The sequence below is a fragment of the Streptomyces sp. MUM 2J genome, assembly GCF_022414535.1.
GTDB lineage: Bacteria > Actinomycetota > Actinomycetes > Streptomycetales > Streptomycetaceae > Streptomyces.
Genome location: NZ_JADWYM010000005.1, coordinates 184,503 through 203,877, shown reverse-complemented (window position 1 = coordinate 203,877; position 19,375 = coordinate 184,503). Strand labels below are relative to the sequence as shown.

19 protein-coding genes are annotated in these 19,375 nt (G+C 73.7%); 8 read left to right on the top strand and 11 right to left on the bottom strand.

The features are described 5' to 3' along the window. Positions 1 to 3 precede the first annotated feature (3 nt). The 4 genes from I3F54_RS07380 to I3F54_RS07365 form a co-directional block, all read right to left on the bottom strand. Complete coding sequence (locus I3F54_RS07380) at positions 4 to 192, bottom strand: hypothetical protein (RefSeq protein WP_240117899.1); 189 nt, start codon at positions 190 to 192, stop codon at positions 4 to 6. A gap of 69 nt (positions 193 to 261) precedes the next feature. Continuing rightward, the gene (locus tag I3F54_RS07375; protein ID WP_240117803.1) at positions 262 to 765 is read right to left on the bottom strand and encodes an Asp23/Gls24 family envelope stress response protein; all 504 of its coding nucleotides are present in this window, start codon (positions 763 to 765) and stop codon (positions 262 to 264) included. A gap of 203 nt (positions 766 to 968) precedes the next feature. Continuing rightward, positions 969 to 1,625, bottom strand: a complete 657-nt coding sequence (locus I3F54_RS07370) for a fasciclin domain-containing protein (RefSeq protein WP_240117802.1) — start codon at positions 1,623 to 1,625, stop codon at positions 969 to 971. Between the two features lie 67 nt (positions 1,626 to 1,692). Continuing rightward, positions 1,693 to 3,357, bottom strand: a complete 1,665-nt coding sequence (locus tag I3F54_RS07365; RefSeq protein ID WP_240117801.1) for a molybdopterin-dependent oxidoreductase — start codon at positions 3,355 to 3,357, stop codon at positions 1,693 to 1,695. A 235-nt stretch (positions 3,358 to 3,592) separates the two neighbouring features. Here I3F54_RS07365 and I3F54_RS07360 point away from each other — a divergent pair, with 235 nt between their 5' ends. Next, positions 3,593 to 4,189: an RNA polymerase sigma factor gene (locus I3F54_RS07360; protein ID WP_240117800.1), complete on the top strand. Its 597-nt coding sequence runs from the start codon at positions 3,593 to 3,595 to the stop codon at positions 4,187 to 4,189. Beyond that, positions 4,186 to 4,533: a hypothetical protein gene (locus tag I3F54_RS07355; protein WP_308373213.1), complete on the top strand. Its 348-nt coding sequence runs from the start codon at positions 4,186 to 4,188 to the stop codon at positions 4,531 to 4,533. The genes I3F54_RS07360 and I3F54_RS07355 overlap by 4 nt, the downstream gene beginning before the upstream one ends. Positions 4,534 to 4,627: 94 nt before the next feature. Here I3F54_RS07355 and I3F54_RS07350 read toward each other — a convergent pair whose 3' ends face one another. The 3 genes from I3F54_RS07350 to I3F54_RS07340 all read right to left on the bottom strand — a co-directional run bounded on the left by I3F54_RS07350 (position 4,628) and on the right by I3F54_RS07340 (position 6,805). Then, positions 4,628 to 5,380, bottom strand: a complete 753-nt coding sequence (locus I3F54_RS07350) for an anti-sigma factor domain-containing protein (RefSeq protein WP_240117799.1) — start codon at positions 5,378 to 5,380, stop codon at positions 4,628 to 4,630. Further along, complete coding sequence (locus tag I3F54_RS07345) at positions 5,377 to 5,961, bottom strand: sigma-70 family RNA polymerase sigma factor (RefSeq protein ID WP_240117798.1); 585 nt, start codon at positions 5,959 to 5,961, stop codon at positions 5,377 to 5,379. Before I3F54_RS07345 ends, I3F54_RS07350 begins: the two co-directional genes overlap by 4 nt. Positions 5,962 to 6,382: 421 nt before the next feature. Then, positions 6,383 to 6,805, bottom strand: a complete 423-nt coding sequence (locus tag I3F54_RS07340; RefSeq protein ID WP_240117797.1) for an arsenate reductase ArsC — start codon at positions 6,803 to 6,805, stop codon at positions 6,383 to 6,385. Between the two features lie 169 nt (positions 6,806 to 6,974). Here I3F54_RS07340 and I3F54_RS07335 point away from each other — a divergent pair, with 169 nt between their 5' ends. Beyond that, entirely contained in the window at positions 6,975 to 7,289 is a 315-nt protein-coding gene (locus I3F54_RS07335) for a metalloregulator ArsR/SmtB family transcription factor (RefSeq protein WP_240117796.1), read from the top strand. Positions 7,290 to 7,374: 85 nt separating this feature from the next. Continuing rightward, the gene (locus I3F54_RS07330; protein WP_240117795.1) at positions 7,375 to 8,214 is read left to right on the top strand and encodes an aquaporin; all 840 of its coding nucleotides are present in this window, start codon (positions 7,375 to 7,377) and stop codon (positions 8,212 to 8,214) included. A 110-nt stretch (positions 8,215 to 8,324) separates the two neighbouring features. Here the strand turns inward: I3F54_RS07330 and I3F54_RS07325 are convergent, their stop codons facing one another. Next, on the bottom strand, positions 8,325 to 8,699 hold the full coding sequence (locus I3F54_RS07325; RefSeq protein WP_240117794.1) for a metalloregulator ArsR/SmtB family transcription factor: 375 nt from the start codon (positions 8,697 to 8,699) through the stop codon (positions 8,325 to 8,327). 356 nt (positions 8,700 to 9,055) lie between these two features. On the opposite strand from I3F54_RS07325, the gene I3F54_RS07320 reads away from it, so the two are divergent. Together I3F54_RS07320 and I3F54_RS07315 are read left to right on the top strand one after the other, a co-directional pair. Further along, positions 9,056 to 10,759, top strand: coding sequence for a serine/threonine-protein kinase (locus I3F54_RS07320; RefSeq protein WP_240117793.1), 1,704 nt, complete (start codon positions 9,056 to 9,058; stop codon positions 10,757 to 10,759). Continuing rightward, positions 10,756 to 11,997 carry a hypothetical protein gene (locus I3F54_RS07315; RefSeq protein ID WP_240117792.1) on the top strand — a complete coding sequence of 414 codons (1,242 nt, stop codon included), beginning with the start codon at positions 10,756 to 10,758 and terminating at the stop codon, positions 11,995 to 11,997. The genes I3F54_RS07320 and I3F54_RS07315 overlap by 4 nt, the downstream gene beginning before the upstream one ends. A 140-nt stretch (positions 11,998 to 12,137) precedes the next feature. Here I3F54_RS07315 and I3F54_RS07310 read toward each other — a convergent pair whose 3' ends face one another. Together I3F54_RS07310 and I3F54_RS07305 are read right to left on the bottom strand one after the other, a co-directional pair. Continuing rightward, positions 12,138 to 14,492 carry an arylsulfatase gene (locus I3F54_RS07310; protein ID WP_240117791.1) on the bottom strand — a complete coding sequence of 785 codons (2,355 nt, stop codon included), beginning with the start codon at positions 14,490 to 14,492 and terminating at the stop codon, positions 12,138 to 12,140. 222 nt (positions 14,493 to 14,714) lie between these two features. Continuing rightward, positions 14,715 to 16,070 carry a cation:proton antiporter gene (locus I3F54_RS07305; protein ID WP_240117790.1) on the bottom strand — a complete coding sequence of 452 codons (1,356 nt, stop codon included), beginning with the start codon at positions 16,068 to 16,070 and terminating at the stop codon, positions 14,715 to 14,717. A gap of 198 nt (positions 16,071 to 16,268) precedes the next feature. On the opposite strand from I3F54_RS07305, the gene I3F54_RS07300 reads away from it, so the two are divergent. Together I3F54_RS07300 and I3F54_RS07295 are read left to right on the top strand one after the other, a co-directional pair. Further along, complete coding sequence (locus I3F54_RS07300; RefSeq protein ID WP_240117789.1) at positions 16,269 to 16,682, top strand: hypothetical protein; 414 nt, start codon at positions 16,269 to 16,271, stop codon at positions 16,680 to 16,682. Between the two features lie 112 nt (positions 16,683 to 16,794). Next, entirely contained in the window at positions 16,795 to 18,156 is a 1,362-nt protein-coding gene (locus I3F54_RS07295; RefSeq protein ID WP_240117788.1) for an anaerobic sulfatase maturase, read from the top strand. A gap of 198 nt (positions 18,157 to 18,354) precedes the next feature. On the opposite strand, the gene I3F54_RS07290 is transcribed toward I3F54_RS07295, so the two are convergent. Next, the gene (locus tag I3F54_RS07290; protein ID WP_240117787.1) at positions 18,355 to 19,356 is read right to left on the bottom strand and encodes a TIGR00341 family protein; all 1,002 of its coding nucleotides are present in this window, start codon (positions 19,354 to 19,356) and stop codon (positions 18,355 to 18,357) included. Positions 19,357 to 19,375: the final 19 nt, after the last annotated feature.

Here is a 19,375-nt window from a genome sequence, read left to right as displayed (position 1 = left end):
CGGTCATCGGCGGCCCCGCTCGAACAGGTCCCGTACGTCCTGCGCCCGGCCCCCGCCGTCGATCCAGCGGCCGACCGCCCAGCCCAGCGCGCCCAGCGCGCCCACCAGCAGGAAGGCGCCGAACCCGCCGAACCAGCCGGCGAACGCCAGTGCCATTCCCGCCACCATTCCCACGAACGGTGTGCTCCTCACGGTCCGCTCACCTCCGCCCACCTCCGACCCGGGCCCGCTCCCGCCTCGTCCTGTTCGCCGAGGGCGCCCTCACTCCACGCGGGACCCGTCGCCCGCCGAGGGCTCCTCCTCGTCGGGCAGCCGGACGTCGTTGACGGTGATGTTCACCTCGACGACCTCCAGACCGGTGATGCGCTCGACGGCGGCGATCACGTTCTCCCGCACGTCCTGCGACACGTCCCTGACGGGCACCCCGTACTCGACGACGAGGTCCAGGTCGACGGCCGCCTGCCGCTCGCCCACCTCGACCTTCACCCCGCGACCCACGTTGGGCCGCCCGCCCGGCACGCGGTCCCGGACGGCGCCGATGGTGCGCGACAGCCCGCCGCCCATGTCGTACACGCCGGGGATCTCACGGGCGGCGATGCCCGCCACCTTCACGACGACGAGATCGGCGATCGACGTCCTGCCGCGGTTCGCGGCGGGCTGGTCGGCTCCGGAGACGCCTCCGGAGACCGCCGTCGTACCCTGTGCCGTCCCGGCGCCCCGGGGTGCCGACGCGTCCTTCGCGACGGCTGCGGTCTGCGTGGTCATGGCATCTTCCTCTCTCTGGAGTCGTTCCCGGTTCCCGCCCGCCTCATCGGCGCGGGGCCGGTTTTTCTTCGGACCCGCTGCGGCGGCGGTTGTGACGCGGGTGCCCCGAAATCGCCCGCCGGAACGCCGGACCGGTCCCGGAAACGCCGAAGGGGGCCGGGGCCCTCACGGCCCCGGCCCCCCTGCCCGCTCCCGTCACTCCATCACGAGGCCGGCATCAGCACCGAGTCGATGACGTAGACGTTGGCGTTGGCGGTCCTGACGTTGCCGCAGACCACCTTGGCGGAGTCGTCGACGGTGTAGGACCCGCCCGAGCCGGAGGTGGTCAGCCTGGACTTCTCCAGCGTCTCGAAGGAGCCGTTCTCCAGGTCCTGCGGCGTGAGCTTCTGGCCGACGACGTGGTAGGTGAGGATCTTCGTCAGCTGGTCCTTGTCGTTGAGGACCTTGTCCAGGGTGTCCTTCGGGATCTTGGCGAAGGCGTCGTTGGTCGGCGCGAACACCGTGATGTCCCGGGCGTTGTTGAGGGTGTCGACCAGACCCGCCTTCTTCACGGCGGTCACCAGCGTGGACAGCGCCGGGTTGTTGGACGCGGCGGTGGCGACCGGGTCCTGGGCCATGCCGTCGAAGGAGCCGGCACCCGTCGTGGGCACCGCGGAGCAGGCCGGCCCGAACGGCGTGCCGGCCCCGGAGGAGCTGCCGGCGCCTTCCGCGGCGTCGTCCGCGGCGGCGGAGGCGGACGCCTTCGGCGAGCTGCCGGAGGCGGCGGAGTCGCTGCCGCCGTCGGAGCAGGCGGTGAGGGCGAGCGGCAGGACGGCCGCGGCGGCCAGGGCGACGGCGGTACGGCGGATACGGGTGTTCATGATCTCTCTCCTGTGATGACGGCAGCCGGGGGCTGCACTCGCTCGGACGGGGAAGGTGGCTCGGGGTTCAGTCGACGGTCACGACCACGGAGTGCCGTCCGGCGGCGCCGTCGGGTCGGGGCCGGGTGCGTCTGTCGGTCTGCACCCGGCCGGTACGGTCGGTCGCGCGCACGGTGAGCGTGTGGCTGCCCCGGGTGGCCTGCCAGGGGACGGACCACTGGCGCCAGGTGTCGCGGCTGTCCTCGGACGCGAGCCGGGCGGTCCGCCAGGGCCCGTCGTCGACGCGGACCTCCACCCGGTCGATGCCGCGGTGCTGGGCCCAGGCGACCCCGGCGACCATGACCGTGCCGGCCGCCGGGCGGGCGAAGGGCTTGGGGGTGTCGATGCGCGACTGCGTCCTGATCGGGGCGCGGCGGGCCCAGCCCCGCTCGGCCCAGTAGGGGTCGTACGAGTCGAACGTGGTCAGCTCGATGTCCTTGATCCACTTGCAGGCGGAGACGTAGCCGTAGAGGCCGGGCACGACCATGCGGACGGGGAAGCCGTGCGCGAACGGCAGCGGTTCGCCGTTCATCCCGAACGCGAGAAGGGCGTCGCGGCCGTCCATCACGTCCTCCACCGGGGTGCCGATGGTCATGCCGTCCACGGAGCGGGCCACCAGCTGGTCGGCCGGGCCACCGCGCGAGGGCGGCTCGACACCGCACTCGGCCAGCAACTCCCTCAGGGGGACGCCCAGCCAGCGGGCGTTGCCGGCGTACGGGCCGCCGACCTCGTTGGAGACGCAGGTCAGCGTGATGTCGCGCTCCACCGCATCGCGCCGGAGCAGGTCGTCGAAGGACAGCGTGACCGGACGCCGGACGCCCTCGCCGCGGAGGCGCAGCCGCCAGGTCGCGACATCGACCTTCGGTACGACCAGGGCGGTGTCGACACGGTAGAAGGACGCGTTCGGGGTGATGAAGGGGGTGACCCCGGGGACTCGCAGCGCGGTGCCCGGGGGAACCGGGGGTGCGGGCGAGGCGGGCGCCGGCAGGGCGAGCCGGTCGCGGGAGGCGACCGCGCCGCTGCCGCTCGCCGTGTTCAGCACCCGGCCCAGCGCTCCGGCGCCGGCCGACACGGCGGCGACGGCGGACGTGGCGAGCACGAAGCCGCGCCGGTCCCAGCCGGTGCGCGCCTCCGGCGGCCCACTGTCCGAACTCTCCGTGCCCGCAGCGACCTCCGTGCCCGCAGTGACCTCCGCTCCTTCCGGTGCGCCGTCCGCCGGGGCACGGGTCGCCAGGCGGCCCGCGAGGAGCAGGACCACCGCGGCCCCGCTGATCCCCCCGACCAGGGAGGGCAGGGCGTCCAGGGGGCTGTCGGCCGCGGGCCGGCCGAGGGCCGCCGCAGCCCCCACCGCGCCGAACGCGACGACACCGGCCGCGGCGGCGCGCGGGAACCGCGGCGCGGCCATTCCCAGAAACGCCGCGCACAGCGCCAGTGCGATGAGAATTCCGATGCGCAGGACGAGTTTGTCGTCGGTGCCGAAATTCCGGATCGCCCATTCCTTCACGGCGGCCGGTGTGCGGTCGATGACCGCCCCGCCCACCGCCACCACGGGACCCGCCTGGGGACGGACCGCCACCGACGCCAACTCGGCCGTGGTGAGCGCGGCGAAGCCCGCCACGGCACCCGCGAGCGCGCCCGCCGCCGCCCGGGGCCGGTCACGGGAATCGCGCGTTCTCTTCGCCTCGTCGGTCACGTGGGGAATCCGGGACCGGATGTCCGGTGGATTGGTCGTGCGCTCGATCGGGCGACATCGTTCTTCAGACCAATCCGCGCGCGCCTTTGCTACGGACAAGGCATTTCCGCCGCCTTTCCGCCCGGTCGGGTCGCCGGCGGCGGCATCCGGACGTTGACCCTACGGCGAAGTCGTCCGTAACAGACAGGGAGCGCAGGCGTCCGAGCCTGAGAGACCGCACGAGAGGAGCCGCCCAGTGGCGGGGGCCCGCAGACAGACCGCACCGCCCGGGGCCGACGGCGACGTGGCCGGGGACACGGACGACTCCCTGCTCGTGGTCCGGGCCGCGGAAGGGGACGAGGACGCCTTCGCCGCCCTCCTGCAACGTCATGCGCCGGCCCTGATCCGGCTGGCCACCCGGCTGCTCGGCAACCGGACCGAGGCGGAGGACGCGGTGCAGGACGGCTTCATCAGCGCCTGGCGGGCGCTGCCGGACTTCCACGGGCGGTCGTCCTTCGGCACCTGGATGTACCGGATCGTCACCAACCGCTGCCTGAACGTGCTGCGGGGCCGCAGGCCCGTGGCGTCGCTGGAGCTGGCGGGGGAGCTGCCGGCCGCGGAGCACGCGGCCTCCCCGGCCCGCATCACCGAGGCCCGTGACGCGGTCCGCGAGCTGCGTGACGCCCTCGACCTGCTGTCCGCCGAGCAGCGCGCCTGCTGGGTCCTGCGAGAATTGGACGGTCGCTCCTACGAGTTCATCGCGGACACGGTCGGCATCAGCCTGGGGGCCGTCCGCGCCCGTGTCTTCCGCGCCCGCCGTTGTCTGACACAAGCACTGGGGGCCTGGCGATGACCGCTCACACCGACCCGCCGAACGATCCCTCGCCCCAGGACGACGACGAGCAACTGCCGTGCGGACGGCTGCTGTCCCGGGTCTGGGACGACCGGGAGCAGCAGGCGGACGACCCGCACCTGCGGTGCTGCCCGCACTGCCGGCAGGCGGTACGCGGGCTCGACCGGTTGGGGTCGGCCGTGCTCGGCCTGCGCGAGGAGGAGGCGGACGCTCCCGCCACCGACGCGGCCGCCCTGACCCGGCGGGTCATGGAAGTCGTCCGTCTCGAACTGCGCCCCGGACGGCCGTTGAGCGCCACCTGGCCACCCGGTTCCCCGAACGGCCCGCCCCCCGGGGGGCGGTGACGGTCACGGGCCTGGTCCGACCTCGCGGAACGGTTCGGTGTGTGCGGCCGCGCGGCCCGCCGCGCGTCTCCGTGTCCGACCGCCCGGCCCCGGGTCAGGCCGGGAAGGCGAGCCGGACGATCGGTTCGGAGCTGGGCCGGGCCGAGCCGCCGGCCGGTTCGAGGGTGACGCCCATGCCGGAGGCACCGTCGACGGCGCCGCGCAGCAGGACGGCCTGGTCGGTGCGGGAGGGGTCCATCAGCCCGGCCGGCCGCATGGTGCCGCCGTCGTCGAACCACAGCTCGTAGACCTTCCCGCCGGGCGGATGCTCCATCCCCGCGACGACGAACACGGCCTCGTCCCGGCTGCGGGAGACGACGACCGTCCCGGTCGCGCCGCCGTCCAGCGTGGCGGCCTGTGCCCGCGCGTCCGGCGCGGCCAGCACGGCGGCGATCTCGTCCGTCCGCCGTTCCGCGGCGCGTTCCTGACGGAGCGCGTCCTCGGCCCGCTGGTGCTGCCACACCGCGGTCCCGCCGAGCGCGGCGGCCGCCGCGAGGCAGGCGGCCAGCGCCCACCGGGACAGTCGCCGGACCCGCAGACGGGTCCGTCCCGGGCGGGCCGCCGTGAGCGGGCCCGGCGACTGCTGCCGCACGGCGGTGATCCGGCGCAGCACCTGCTCGCGCATGCCTGCCGGGGCCGTCACCGTGACGGCCAGTCCCAGACGGGCCGCGGTGGCGGACAGTTCGGCGGCCTCCTGCGTGCACGGCTCGCAGGCCGCGAGGTGACGCTCGAACGTGGCGCGCTCCTCGCCGGGCAGCGCGTCCAGCGCGTAGGCCCCCGTCATGCGGTGCAGATCGGCGGTCGTCACGCGGTCACCCCCAGGCAGTCGCGCAGGCGGATGAGCCCGTCCCGCAGCCGGGTCTTGGCGGTGCCCAGAGGCAGCGTGAGCGCCTCGGCCACCTGGCGGTAGGTCAGTCCGCGGTAGTAGGCGAGCGTGACGGCCTGGCGCTGGATCTCGGTCAGTGTGCGCAGACAGCGCCGCACCTGCTCCCGCTCCAGCCGGGCCTCGACCTGTTCGGTGACCTCGTCGAACTCGGGCGTCCGTGCCAGCAGCGCGGCCTGGTGGTCCCGCGCCGCGGCGGCCTCCACGGAGCGCACCCGGTCCACCGCACGGCGGTGCGCCAGCGTCAGGATCCAGTTGACGGCCGTCCCCCGGTCGGGGCGGTAGCGGGGTGCGGTGCGCCAGACCTCCACCAGCACCTCCTGGGTGACCTCCTCCGACTGCGCCCGGTCCCGCAGCACGGCGCGCACCACCCCGAGAACGGGGCCCGCGACGGCGTCGTACACGGAGGCGAACGCCTCTTCGTCGCCCAGCGCCACCCGGCCCACCAGCTCCTGGAGATCCGGTTCGGACGAGGGGTTGCCGCCGATGTACACGGCTTCTTTCACAGGGGGCCTCCGGGGTCGGGACATCTCCGGACGTAATCCGTTCCCGGTCCGGCCGCGGATTGGTCCTGGCGGCCATGAAATCCCAGGTCTCCACGGGCGCGAGGCGCTTTGCGCCGGACGTGCCCGGAGCACGGTGCTGCGTGGCGAGGGTGCGGCGCACGCGGGCGGGGACAGGGGGCGCGCGGCACCGGGCTGCGGGGCGCCGCGCATTCCGCGAGGGGGCGGGGCAGCGTGCGAGGGAGGAGGCGGGTGAGGGGGAGAGGCGCAGGCCGGAACGTGGCGTGCGCGGGGGCGCGGCGCGCGGGGCGGGGTGCTGGCAGCTGCTGACGCTCCGGGCAGCGGTGCGGCGTGTGCCGGGGCAGGCGGCGTGCGCCGGGCGTGGCGTGGGCCCGGCGCAGGCGGTGGTGCGGGTCCGGACCGGTCACACCTCCCGCTGTGCGTCGATCTCGGCGACGAGGGCCTCGACGCGTCGCCTGATCTCGTCGCGGATGGGGCGGACCGCCTCGACGCCCTTGCCCGCCGGGTCCTCCAGCGCCCAGTCGAGGTACCGCTTGCCCGGGAAGACGGGGCAGGCGTCGCCGCAGCCCATGGTGATGACGTAGTCCGACGCCTGGACGGCCTCGGTGGTCAGAACCTTGGGCTGCTGGGCGGCGATGTCGACGCCGGCCTCCTTCATGGCCTCGACCGCGGCGGGGTTGACCCGGTCGGCGGGCAGGGATCCGGCGGAGCGGACCTCGATCCGGTCGCCCGCGAGGTGCTGCAGGAAGCCCGCGGCCATCTGGGAGCGGCCGGCGTTGTGGACGCACACGAACAGCACGGAGGCGAGCGGGCTGGAGGAGGGCATCGGTTCTTCCTTCGCTGGGCGGTACGCGGCGGCACGGGCGGGCGGCGCCGCCTCCCGAGCGGGCACCGCCCGGGCCGTCGGGCTCCCGGCCGCCGGGAATCCGTACGCCGGGAGGGCCTTGTCGGTGGGCGGTGTGCGAGGCGGGCGTGCGGTGTGACAGTATCAGTCCATGCTGACGTCAGTCGATGCTGATCTGATGAGGGTTCTGGCCGATCCGCTCCGGCTCCGGATCGTGTCCCTGCTCGCCCGGGAGACCCTCTGCACCACACATCTGGTGGAGGAGACCGGTGCCCGGCAGACCAACCTGTCCAACCACCTGAAGGTCCTGCGCGAGGCCGGGGTGGTCGAGACCGAACCGTGCGGGCGGTGGACGTACTACCGGCTCAGGCCGGAGGTCATCGACGCGCTCGCCGGCCGGTTCGCCGCGCTCGCGGAGACCGCGCGCGCCACCGCCGAGAGCGACGTCAAACGGTCCTGCCCCTGATGCCGGCCGCGCCGTCGTCCTGCCGTCCTGCCGCCCCGTCGTTTCGTCGTTCCGCCGACCCGGTGACACACCGAGGAGTTCCGCGTTGACCGCCACCCCCGAGAGCACCACCGGACCGACGCCCCCGGCAGCCGCCGCCCCCGCGCAGGCCGTCCCCGCCCAGGCCGCCCCCGTGCCGGGTGAGTCCGCCCCGGCGGCCGCCGCGCGGGGTGCCGTAGCATCGCGCCCGCCGCTGGTCGCGCGCGTCGCGGCCGAACTCGTCGGCACCGCCGCCCTGGTCGCGGTCGTGGTCGGCTCCGGCATCCAGGCGACCGAGCTGACCCGCGACGTCGGCCTTCAGCTGCTGGCCAACTCCACGGCCACCGTCTTCGGGCTCGGGGTGCTCATCCTGCTCCTCGGCCCGGTCTCCGGGGCACACTTCAACCCCGTCGTGACGCTCGCCGAGTGCTGGACCGCCCGCCGCGGAGGCGCCGGGGTCACGCTGCGGGAGGCGGCGGTCTACGTCCCCGCGCAGACGGCCGGCGGCGTCATGGGGGCCGTTCTCGCGGACGCGATGTTCGGCGAACCCCTGGTGCGCTGGTCCGCCCACGACCGCTCCGCCGGGCACCTGCTGCTGGGCGAGGTGGTGGCGACGGCCGGCCTGGTGATGCTGATCTTCGGCCTCGCCCGCACCGACCGCCTGCGCTTCGCCCCGGTCGCGGTCGCCTCCTACATCGGTGCCGCGTACTGGTTCACGTCGTCCACGTCCTTCGCGAACCCGGCGGTGACCGTCGGCCGCGCCTTCACCGACACGTTCGCGGGCATCGCGCCCGGCTCGGTCGCCGGGTTCGTCGGCATGCAGGTCGTCGGCGGTGTGCTCGGCCTGGCCCTGGTCGCACTGGTCTTCCCGCCGGACCGGACGGGCGGCGAGCGCCGAGCCGGGTGACGGCAGGCACCCGGCCGTCACCCGGTGACGGCAGGCACCCGGCCGCTTCCCGGCCCGTGCTGCGCCGCTTCCCGGCCCGCCGCGCCGGGGGCCGCCGGCCCGCGCCGGGATCAGGCCGGGGAGGGCGTGACGCCCAGTAGTCCGCCCATGGTGGCCAGCACCGACGGCTCGACCCGGTAGTACACCCAGGTGCCGCGCCGCTCGGAGGTGAGCAGGCCGGCCTCCTTGAGCTTCTTCAGGTGGTGGGAGACGGTCGGCTGCGAGACGCCCACGTCGGAGATGTCGCACACGCACGCCTCCCCGCCCGCGTGCGAGGCGACCGCCGAGAACAGCCGCAGCCGGACCGGGTCTCCCAGCGCCTTGAACATCCGTGCGGCGGTCTCGGCCTCGTCGGCGGTGAACGGGCGCTCGGTGAGCGGCGGGCAGCACGGTGCCCCGTCCCCCGGCCCGGACTCGATCAGCGGCAGCGCCTTGGTGTTCGACATGTGTCTATGTTGGCACGCGTCGAAGCAAAGGGGGCTCCGCCGGGCCCACCGTCGGGCCGTCCCCGGCGATGACCGGTCACGAGCAGGTCTGCTCCGTCGCCGCGGGGCCCGCCGGCGACCGCGGGGCCGCCGAACCTGTCGGGCCGGGCCCGGCCCGATACGGGCCCGACGGGGAGGAGGGATCCGGACGGCGGCCGGGGGCCGGTCGCCGCCGGGGGGAGTGCAACGCTTTCGCACCGTTCTCGTCCCTGGGTACCGTGCCGCAACCGCCGTGACCGAAAATGTGTCTCCTCACGCGTGGCCCGGACGCTCGGGAGACAGTGCGGCTCCGATGGCAGGCGGCTTTGGGGGTTGGGATGACGACATGGGCGGTGCCCGGATACACCGAGTCCCTGGAACTGGGTTCCGGGGCGAGCGGGCGGGTCGTGCTGGCCGTGCACGAGGAGACCGGCGTCCCGGTCGCGGTGAAGTACCTCAGTGACTCACTGCGCACCCGGCCGGGCTTCGTGCACGAGTTCCGGGCGGAGGCACGGCTGCTCGGCGGACTCCAGAGCCCCCACGTCACCGGGCTGTACGAGTACGTGGAGAGCCCCGACGGCGCCGCCATCGTGATGGAACTGGTCGACGGTGTCTCCCTGCGAACCCTGCTGGCCGGCCAGGGCCCCCTGGAGCCCGAGGCCGCGCTCGTCCTCCTCAAGGGGTCCCTGCTCGGTCTCGCCGACGCCCACCGCCTCGGCGTCGTCCACCGCGACTACAAGCCGGAGAACGTCCTGGTCCTGCCGGACGGATCGTCCAAGCTCGTCGACTTCGGGATCGCCGTGGACGCGGGCACCACCGCCGGTGTGGCGGGGACCCCGTCCTACATGGCCCCCGAGCAGTGGACCGGCGCGCCCGCCTCGCCCGCCGCCGACGTGTACGCGGCCACGGCCACCTTCTTCGAGTGCCTCACGGGCCACAAGCCCTACGCGGGTGCCAACATCGCCGAACTCGCGCTCCAGCACGTCGACGCGCCCGTCCCGGTGGCGGAGGCCCCCGAGCCGGTGCGGGAGCTGGTGCGCCGTGGTCTGGCCAAGGACCCGGCGGAGCGTCCCGCGCAGGCCGAGCTGTTCGTCACGGAACTGGAGACGGTCGCCGGCGCCGCCTACGGACCGGACTGGGAGGAACGTGGCCGGGGCCGGCTCGCCGCGCTCGTGGCGCTGCTGCCGCTGCTGCTGCCCTCGGCCCGCTTCGGCTCCGGGACCGCCACCGACACCGCCCGCACGGTCTTCGGCAGCGAGCCGGTGCCCGTCGGCCCGAGGCCGGGCCACGGCGGGTGGCAGTCCTGGCTGCCCGGCCGGACCGGGATGCTCGTGTCGGCCGCCGTCGTCCTCCTCGGTGTCCTGCTGACCTACGGACTGCCCCGCACCCCGGGGTCCGACGTGCAGCAGACGGCGCAGGCCCTGGCCACCACCAGTGCCGGACCAGGTGCGTCACCGGCGGTCCCCACCGCCACGGCCACCGCGTCCCCGTCGCCGTCCCCCTCCGCGTCCGCCTCGCCGTCCCCCTCGGCCTCGACGTCGTCCCCGACGCCGACCCTGTCGGCCGACCCGTCGCCGACCGGCCCGGCGACGCCCGGTCCCACCGTCGCGCCCCCGGTCCCCGCCACACCGACGCCCACGGGCGGGACCACGACCCCCGGCACGCCCCCCATCACGACGACGCCCCCTTCCACGCCTCCCGCCCGGCCCACTCCTCCCGCCGTGCGGAAGGTGGCGGTGTCGGTCTTCCGGCAGACGGGCCCGACGACCGCCACGGCGACCGTCACCATCAGCACCGACGGCACCGGACCGATCTCCGTCACCCTCTCCTGGTTCACGGGCAACTACGCCGAGCAGCTGGGCACCCCGGACGGCGCGTCCCAGACCTTCGAGCGCAGCGGCGCCACCCAGTACACGCTCACCGTCGACCACACCTTCCGGAGCAAGGCCTGCTACTGGGCGGTGCGGGCCACGACGACCCCGGCGTCCGCCGACGGCGGAGCCTCGCAGCAGCTTCTGACCAGGCAGTGTGATATCCGATGACGCGTCAGGGCGACCGCGTTCCCGCCCCCGCCGACACCGCCGAGGCGACCCGCGTGCTCACCCCGTCCGACGGCGGTGAGGACACCCGGGTGCTCGTCCCTGCCGGGGATGCCGAGGTGACGCAGGTGCTCGCCCCTGCCGATGCCGGTGAGCCGACGCAGGTGCTGTCTTCGTCCGACGGCGGTGAGGCGACGCAGGTGCTCGTCCCTGCTGCGGCTGATGGTGCCGAGGACACCCGGGTGCTCGTCCCTGCCGGGGATGCCGAGGTGACGCAGGTGCTCGCCCCTGCCGATGCCGGTGAGCCGACGCAGGTGCTGTCTTCGTCCGACGGCGGTGAGGCGACGCAGGTGCTCGCCGCCGCTGAGGGCAGCGCCCCGGCTCCCACCGGTGCCGACGAGGCGACCGAGGTGCTCGCCCCCGCCGGTGCTCCCGCGGTCACCGGTGCCGACGAGGCGACCCGGGTGCTCGCCCCGGCCGCCGCGGTCGGGGACGCCCCCGTCGCCGATGCATCCACCCCCGCCGGACCCCGGACCACCGACGGCGACACCGTTCCCGAGGGAGAGCCCGGCACCGGCGACCGGGTGCCCGCAGGCCCGCCCTCCGGGGACGAGGACGCCGAGTACAGCGCCACCGTGCTGGCCAGCCACTGGATCCAGCGCCCCGAGCGGGAGGAGACGCTCGAACAGCCGCCCGAGGAAGGGGCCTTCGGTGAGCCGGTGCCACCGATCGCACCCGACCGCACGGACGGCACCGTGCTGCGCTTCGGACCCGGCGTGACCGCGGCGGACGCGCACCGCACCCACCGGACGCTTCCCACCGTCGCGCCCCCGGCCCCCACGCCCTCCCGCCGACGGCTGCGCAGACACGCCCTGCCGGCCCTGGTGCTGCTGCTGGTCCTCGCGTTCCTCGCCTGGCAGCGCCTCGGCCCGTCCGTCGCGGTGCGGGCGGTGTCGGTGACGGCGCAGCCGGCGGTCCTGGGGTGCGACGAGACCGCGGACGTCGTCGGCCTCGTCACCACCGACGGTCGCCCCGGCACCCTCTCCTACCGTTGGGTCCGAAGCGACGGCACCACCTCCGACGTGCTGAAAGAGGTGATGACCCGGGGGCAGGAACAGGCGCGCCTCCACCTGCTGTGGACCTTCCAGGGCCCGGGCAGCCACACGGCGAGGGCGGAACTGCACCTCGTCTCCCCGAACAGCCGCACGGTCACGGTCGACCTCTCGTACACCTGCCCCTGACCGTTTCCGGTCCGCCGGTCCGCCGGTCCGCCGGATCGGACGTGAGGCGTGTGATCACGCCACGCCCCGTCCCGCCACTCTCCGGCGCTCGGTGGGGCGTCCGTGGCCGGCTGACCGGCCACGGGCCGTCGATCGGCCGATCAGTCGATCATGAACCAGCCGCGCACCTGCGCCTCGTGATCGACGTAGCGCTCGCCCGAGACGTCGACGACGACCTTGTCGATCGTGCCCCCGGTGAACGTGAAGGGTTGCTCGTAGTCGGGCGTCACCGGTGAGGCGTCGTCGCGGCCCACGCAGATCCCGTCCCCGACCACGCAGAAGTTGCCGGGCTGGGTGACGATGTCGTGGCTGCCGACCTCCTGGTCGTCCACGAAGAGGGTGAGCGTGCCGGTCGCGCCGGGCATCGCCGGGTCGGTGCTGCGGCCCGAGACCGCGAACTCGGCGGCGAGCAGGTGCTTGCCCGGCGGTATCTCCCGGTCGCCGTCCACGACCTGGAGGTCGGTGCCGACCCAGTTGTACGCGTAGTGCAGGCGGTGGTCCTTGACGTAGAGGCTGTGGCCGCCCGCCACCCCGCCGTGGGCGTACAGCACGCCCTCGGCGTCGGCCGAGTCGACGTCGACGCCGGCGGCGATGGTGTACGACCTGCCGCTGGTCACGACACCGGACTGCTCGGGCACCGCCGCGGAGTCGGGGTAGTACACGTACCGGTCGCGCTCGGGCGCACCGCTCGGGCGGTCGGCCAGCACCTGTTCCAGGGCCGTGCGGTCGTCCAGCGGCAGCCCGTTGTAGATGCCCGCGTAGTAGTACCAGAGGCTCTTGAGGGTCTCCAGCCGGGTCGGCTCCCGCTCGGCCAGGTCGTGCGACTGGGCGCGGTCCGTGTTGAGGTCGTACAGCTCCCACACGTCGTGGGTGAAGTCGCCCCAGCCGCTCAGCGGCGGGTGGACCGTGCAGGCCAGCCACCCCTCGTGGTAGATCGACCGCTGCCCCAGCATCGCGTAGAACTGGGTCTGCCGCCCCGGTGCCTCGGGGTCGGTCAGCGAGGCCCGGAAGCTCTCGCCCTCCATCGGACTCTGCGGATAGCCCTTGAGCGTCTCGGGCGGTTCGATGCCGAGCAGGTCGTACAGGGTCGGCACGACGTCCACCGCGTGGATGTACTGCTGGCGCACCTCTCCGCGGGCCTCGATCCCGGCGGGCCAGGCCACCATGCACATGTCGGCGACACCGCCCTCGTAGCCCGCCCAGCGCTTCCAGTACGGGAAGGGCGTGTCGAACGCCCAGGCCCAACCGGTGTTGTAGTGGTTGTACGACGACGGGCCGCCGAGCTCGTCGAGGTGGGCGAGCGACAGTTCGGCCGGCGTGTTCAGCCCGTTGAAGAACCGCCACTCGTTGAACGTGCCGTCCGGTCCGCCCTCGCCGCTCGCGCCGTTGTCGGAGACGGCCACGATGATGGTGTCGTCGAGTTCGCCGGTCTCCTCCAGGAAGTCGAGCACGCGGCCCAGCTGGTCGTCGCTGTAGGAGACGTATCCGGCGAAGACCTCCGCCATCCGGATGAACAACCGCTGCTCGTCGGCACTCAGTTCGTTCCACGGCCGGACGGTGTCGAGCAGGGGCCAGGGCTGGCCGTCCGGCCCCGTCGCCGCGGGCTCGCCGTGCGGATTGATCGGGGAGAGCTCGGTGTTCTCCGGCAGCAGGCCCAGCTCCTTCTGGCGGCGCAGGATCCCGGGCCGCATGGCCTCGTACCCTTCGTCGAAGACGCCCTTGTAGCGGTCGGCCCACTCCTTGAAGACATGGTGCGGCGCGTGGGCCGCGTCGAGCGAGAGGTACATGAAGAACGGCTTGTCCGGGTCGACGGACCGGGCGTCCCGGATGAACTGGATCGCCTTGTCGGAGAAGTCCTTGGCGATGTGGTAGCCCTGCTCGGGCGTGGCCGGCGGCGCCACCGGGTGGTTGTCGTGGATCAGGTCCGGGTACCAGCAGCTCGACTCCCCGCCGAGGAAGCCGTAGAACCGCTCGAAGCCGCGCCCGAGGGGCCAGCGCCCCTTGTACGCGGCCATGTTGGTCTCCTCGCCGGGGGTGAGGTGCCATTTGCCGACGCAGTACGTGTTGTAGCCGTGTTCGGACAGGACCTCCGAGACGAACCCGTTCTCGAACGGGATGCGGGTGGAGATCCCGGGGAATCCGGCGCTGAACTCGGCGATCGTCGCCATCCCGTTCGACGTGGCGTTCCGGCCGGTCATCAGCGACGCCCTGGTCGGCGAGCACAGCGCCGTGGTGTGGAAGTTGGAGTAGCGCACGCCCATGTCGGCGATCCGCGACATCGCCCGTGTCCGCACCGGCCCGCCGAAGCAGTCCATCGTCCCGTAGCCGACGTCGTCCCAGGCGATCACCAGCACGTTCGGGGCGTTCCCGGGTGCCCTCGGCGCGAGGAACGGTTCCCAGTCCGGCTGCGAGTCACGGACATCGAGGGCGATCTTTCCCTTGAACGGCTTGGCCATGACATTCCCCTCTGCACGCCTGCTGCGGAGCCGGACAGGACGTTCCCGCCCGTCGAAGGGTTCCCGTTGCCGGGAGTCCCCGGGAGTCCCCGGCCGGCAAGGGCCGGTCGCCGTTCCACGGTCGCGTCGGCCGGTCCCGTCCGCCTCACCCGGCACGGGTGACCCGCACGGCCCACCGCGCCACGGCACCCGGAACCCGGTACGCCGGGGAGCCGTGCGGCCTCACCGGGCGACGATCCGGCGTGGCGCGGGCTCCTGCACGGGCATGGCCTCGCGCAGCTTCCGGCCCGAGGCCGCCGCCCTCTCGTGCCACCGGCCGTACCGGTCGGCGAGGGCGACGGCCGAGACACCGTGCAGCACCACACTGAGGCCGACGGTCGCCGCCACCACCCGGCCCAGCAGCCCCGCCCCGTGGACCTGCTCCTCCACGACCAGCAGCCCCAGCACGACGGACGCCAGCCCCCGCGGCCCGAACCAGCCGATGTACGCCACCGTGGGCGGTCTGAGACCGCTGCCGGCGAGCGCCAGGGCCACGGGCAGCATCCGGACGAGGGTGAGGCTCAGCACCGCGTAGCCCACGACCCGCCAGCTCAGGTCCTCCAGCGTCGGACCCAGCAGCACCGCCCCGAAGACCAGCAGGCTGACCGAGGTCAGGAGGCCGCCGAGGTGCTCGGCGAAGTCGGCCGGGTGGGCGTCCTGCCCGGGCGGCGCGCCGGCCGGTCCCGTACCGGAGGCGGCGGGCGCGGTCCCGGAGGCGGTGGCGTCGGCCGGCCGGTGGGTGTCGTGGCGCAGTGCGTGGCCGAAGGCGAAGCCGGCGGCCCACGCCGCGATGAAGCCGCTGCCGTCGGTCACGACGGCCAGGCAGTACGCCACCGTCGCGACGGCCGGGACGAACAGCTGTGCCCACTCCGGGGTGACCCATCCCCGGGCCCGTGCGGAACACAGCAACCGCCCGCCGCCCGCCCCGGCCAGCAGACCCAGCGCCGTGCTGAGCACGAGCGCGCGCCAGAAGACACCCACCGCGCCCTCCCCGGCGGCGGACGAGCCCGGGATGCCGGCCAGGAAGAGCAGGAAGAACGGCAGCACCATGCCGTCGTTGAGCCCGCTCTCCACGTTGAGCCCCTGCCGCACCAGCGGAGGCAGCCGGGGACTGGACATGGCGGTCTTGCCGAGGGCCGCGTCCGTCGGCGCGAGGACGGCGCCCACCAGCGCCAGCTCCCACACGGTCAGCCCCGGCAGCAGCGGCCACGCCAGCAGCCACCCGGCCCCGATCGTCAGCGGCAGCCCGATGCCGAGCAGCCGGGCCGGCAGGAATCCGCCGCTGTGCAGGTCACGGCGGCGCACCGCCATGGCGTCGGTGAACAGCACCAGAGCCAGGGCCGACTCCAGCAGGGTCAGGATCGGCCCGGTGTGGCCCGCCGGCTCGATGACGCCGAGCACGGCGGGCCCCAGGAGCACCCCGCAGCCGGTGAACACCATCGCCGACGACACCGGCGTCGACGCCAGCCGCCGCGAGCACAGCGCGTAGGCGGCGGTGACTCCCGCCACCGCCACCCCGGTCCAGGCCTCACCGCTCATATCCGCTCATCTCCGGGCATCCGGCTCCCGCGCACCCGGCCCGCGCCCAGCGTTCCGGCCGGTCCCCGGGCTCAAGGGCATCAGCGGTCCGCCTCACGGACATCACCCGCCACGGGTGATCACCGGTCCGCGGTGACCGCTCATGCTGGGGGAAGCAGAGCCGGGCGTCGCCGCTCACCGACGAAGCGAGGTTCCACCATGACCACGAGCATGACCCCCCACCGCCGTTCGGACACGGCCGAGGCGGCTGCCGGCGGACTGGTGATGTTCGCCGCCGTGCTGCTGTTCGTCGCCGGCATCCTGGACCTTCTCCGGGGCATCATGGCGATCGCCAACGACGACGTCTACGTGTCCACGCCCAACTACATCTTCAAGTTCGACCTGACCAGCTGGGGCTGGATCCAGCTGGTCCTCGGCGTCGTCGCCGTCATCGTGAGCGTGGGCCTCTTCCAGCGCTCCACCTGGGCCAGGGTCGTCGGCGTCGGCATCGCCGGACTGCTGATCATCGCCAACTTCCTGTCGATCCCGTACTACCCCTTCTGGGCGCTCACCCTGATCGCGTTCTACGCCTTCGTCATCTGGGCCCTGTGCGTCGTACCGCGGGAACCGTGACCCGAACGGGCCGAGGGTCCCCGGCCGGCAGGACAGTGCCGGCCGGGGGAACCTTCCGGCGTCACCCGTGCCGAGTGACGCCGGACGCCCGTCCGCCCCCGATCCTGGGGCGATGAGCACCGTGGACCCGCCCGCCCCGGCCGTGCGGCGCCGGCCGTTCCATCTGCTGGCCAAGCCCGCCGGGGCGATCTGCAACCTGGACTGCACCTACTGCTTCTTCCTGTCCAAGGAGCTGCTGTACGAGGGCAGCAGATTCCGCATGGCGGACGAACTGCTCGACGCCTACATCCGGCAGCTGATCGAGGCGCACGGCCCGGCACCCGAGGTCACGGTGGCCTGGCAGGGGGGTGAGCCGACGCTGATGGGCCTGGACTTCTTCCGCAGGTCCCTGGAGTACGAGCGCCGCCACGCCCGGCCCGGCCAGCGGATCGTCAACACCATCCAGACCAACGGCACGCTCATCGACGCCGAGTGGGCCCGCTTCTTCCGGGACAACGACTTCCTGGTCGGCCTCTCCGTCGACGGCCCCCGCGAACTGCACGACGCCCACCGGGTCGACAAGGGCGGCAGGCCGACCTTCGACCGCGTCATGCGCGGGCTGGACCACCTGCGCGAGCACGGCGTGGAGTGGAACGCGCTGACCACCCTGCACGACGCCAACGCCGGGCACGGCCGCGAGGTGTACGCCTTCCTCCGGGACGACTGCGGTGCCGCCCACATGCAGTTCATCCCGATCGTGGAGCGCACCACCGCCCACGGCCTGCCCCTGGCCAACGACGGCTGGGGCGCCCGGGCCGAGGAGCGGCCCCTCTACCGCCAGCAGGGCGACCGCGTCACCGACCGGTCGGTGACCGCGCAGCAGTACGGCCGGTTCCTGATCGACGTCTTCGAGGACTGGGTACGCCACGACGTCGGCCGGGTCCACGTCCAGATGTTCGACGTGGCGCTGGCCAACTGGTACGGGGAGCAGCCCTCGCTGTGCGTCCACTCCCAGACCTGCGGCAGCGCTCTCGCCCTGGAGCACAACGGCGACGTGTACTCCTGCGACCACTTCGTCGAGCCCGGCCACCTGCTGGGCAACATCGGCGAGCGGCACCTGCTGGAGCTGGTCGACTCACCACAGCAGCGGACGTTCGGCCAGGACAAGTACGACACGCTGCCCCGGTACTGCCTCGGCTGCGACGTCCGCTTCGCCTGCCACGGCGGCTGCCCCAAGGACCGCTTCGACACCACCCCGGATGGGGAGCCGGGCCTCAACCACCTGTGCGCCGGCTTCAAGGCGTTCTTCCGGCACGTCGACGCCCCGATGCGCACGATGGCGGGGCTGCTGCGGCAGGGGCTGGCCCCCGCGCTGATCATGCGCCGGTACGCGTCCGAGGACGCGGACCGGCCGCACAACGCGCCCTGCCCGTGCGGCGGCGGACGCAAGTGGGCACGCTGCCACGGCCGTCCGGTCACGGCGACCGGTCCGTAGCAGCCGGCGGGCAGCCGGGCCGCCTCGCTGGTCCGGACCGCCCGGACCCGTCCCCCTCGGTGCCCGCCGGCCGGACCCTGGGGCCGCTCCCGGTCGCCCCGCCGACCGGGAGCGGCCCCGCTCGTCCTTCCCGGGCGGGGTCCCGGCGTCCCGGGCGTGGCGGCCCCGGGGACGCACCCGCCGGGGCTCGTGCGCCGCTCAGCCGCCGACCGTTCCGGCCTCGACGCGCCGGCCGCGTGTGGCGTCCACCACGACGGGGATGCCGTTGGGGATCTGGCCCTGGAGATCGTCGAGGAGGGTCTGCACCGGTGGAAGCTCCCCGGGGACGCGGACGTTGATGTACAGCGTCTGCGACTTGGCGTCGACACTCGTGACCTCCGCCCCCGGAGAGTCGGCGAGCCACTCCTCCGCGGCGGTCTTGGCCCGGCTGGTCCAGGTGTTGATCAGGAACGTGAGGGTAGTGTTGGCCGCCAGCGGCACGAACACGACGATGAAGAGCAGGGCCATGCCGGCGTAGGCCCGCCGGGCCGGCCGCCCGGCCACCCGCCCGGTGCTGGCGCGGTAGGCGAGAGCGGCGAAGACCACCATGCCGCCGAAGACCAGGGCGAACAGGTTCGACACGAACAGCACCAGGGCGCCCAGCGCGAGCACTCCGGACAGACGTCCCAGGCAGACCCCCACCACCACGAGCGGCGGCACGAGGGAGATCGCGATCGCGACTCCCGGCAGCACGGCGGCGACATCGCGCCGGGCCAGGGCCACCGCACCGGCGAAGCCGGTGGCCAGCGCGGCGACCAGGTCCATCAGCCCCGGTGACGTCCGCGACGAGATCTGGCTGTTGGCGAGCAGGTCGTAGTCGCTGGGCAGCACCAGCGAGAAGATCAGCCCGACCGCGATCACCAGGGTGCACGCGGACAGGACGACGGCGACCGCTCCGATCCGTCGCCGTTGCACCGACGCCAGGGCGATGCCCATGATCGGCGTCGACAGCGGGGCGATGATCATCGCCCCGATCACGGTGGCCGTCGAGTCCGTCAGCACCCCGCCGACCGCGATGACCGACGACAGCGTCAGCATCGTCCAGAAGGCCGAGCGCTTGGACCTGGTGTCCCCTGACGACAGGTCCAGGTCCTGCGCCAGATCATCCAGCGAACGGCGCTGGGAATCCGGCAGAACAAGGGCACGCACTGCGCTGAGCATGCCCTCACGTAAGCACGGG

Bases quoted from the DNA above. Each gene is read 5' to 3' on its own strand.
- I3F54_RS07375 (WP_240117803.1), bottom strand. From the start codon at position 765: ATGACCACGCAGACCGCAGCCGTCGCGAAGGACGCGTCGGCACCCCGG.
- I3F54_RS07370 (WP_240117802.1), bottom strand. From the start codon at position 1,625: ATGAACACCCGTATCCGCCGTACCGCCGTCGCCCTGGCCGCCGCGGCC.
- I3F54_RS07355 (WP_308373213.1), top strand. From the start codon at position 4,186: ATGACCGCTCACACCGACCCGCCGAACGATCCCTCGCCCCAGGACGAC.
- I3F54_RS07340 (WP_240117797.1), bottom strand. From the start codon at position 6,805: ATGCCCTCCTCCAGCCCGCTCGCCTCCGTGCTGTTCGTGTGCGTCCAC.
- I3F54_RS07335 (WP_240117796.1), top strand. From the start codon at position 6,975: ATGCTGACGTCAGTCGATGCTGATCTGATGAGGGTTCTGGCCGATCCG.
- I3F54_RS07325 (WP_240117794.1), bottom strand. From the start codon at position 8,699: ATGTCGAACACCAAGGCGCTGCCGCTGATCGAGTCCGGGCCGGGGGAC.
- I3F54_RS07320 (WP_240117793.1), top strand. From the start codon at position 9,056: ATGACGACATGGGCGGTGCCCGGATACACCGAGTCCCTGGAACTGGGT.
- I3F54_RS07315 (WP_240117792.1), top strand. From the start codon at position 10,756: ATGACGCGTCAGGGCGACCGCGTTCCCGCCCCCGCCGACACCGCCGAG.
- I3F54_RS07310 (WP_240117791.1), bottom strand. From the start codon at position 14,492: ATGGCCAAGCCGTTCAAGGGAAAGATCGCCCTCGATGTCCGTGACTCG.
- I3F54_RS07305 (WP_240117790.1), bottom strand. From the start codon at position 16,070: ATGAGCGGTGAGGCCTGGACCGGGGTGGCGGTGGCGGGAGTCACCGCC.
- I3F54_RS07300 (WP_240117789.1), top strand. From the start codon at position 16,269: ATGACCACGAGCATGACCCCCCACCGCCGTTCGGACACGGCCGAGGCG.
- I3F54_RS07295 (WP_240117788.1), top strand. From the start codon at position 16,795: ATGAGCACCGTGGACCCGCCCGCCCCGGCCGTGCGGCGCCGGCCGTTC.
- I3F54_RS07290 (WP_240117787.1), bottom strand. From the start codon at position 19,356: ATGCTCAGCGCAGTGCGTGCCCTTGTTCTGCCGGATTCCCAGCGCCGT.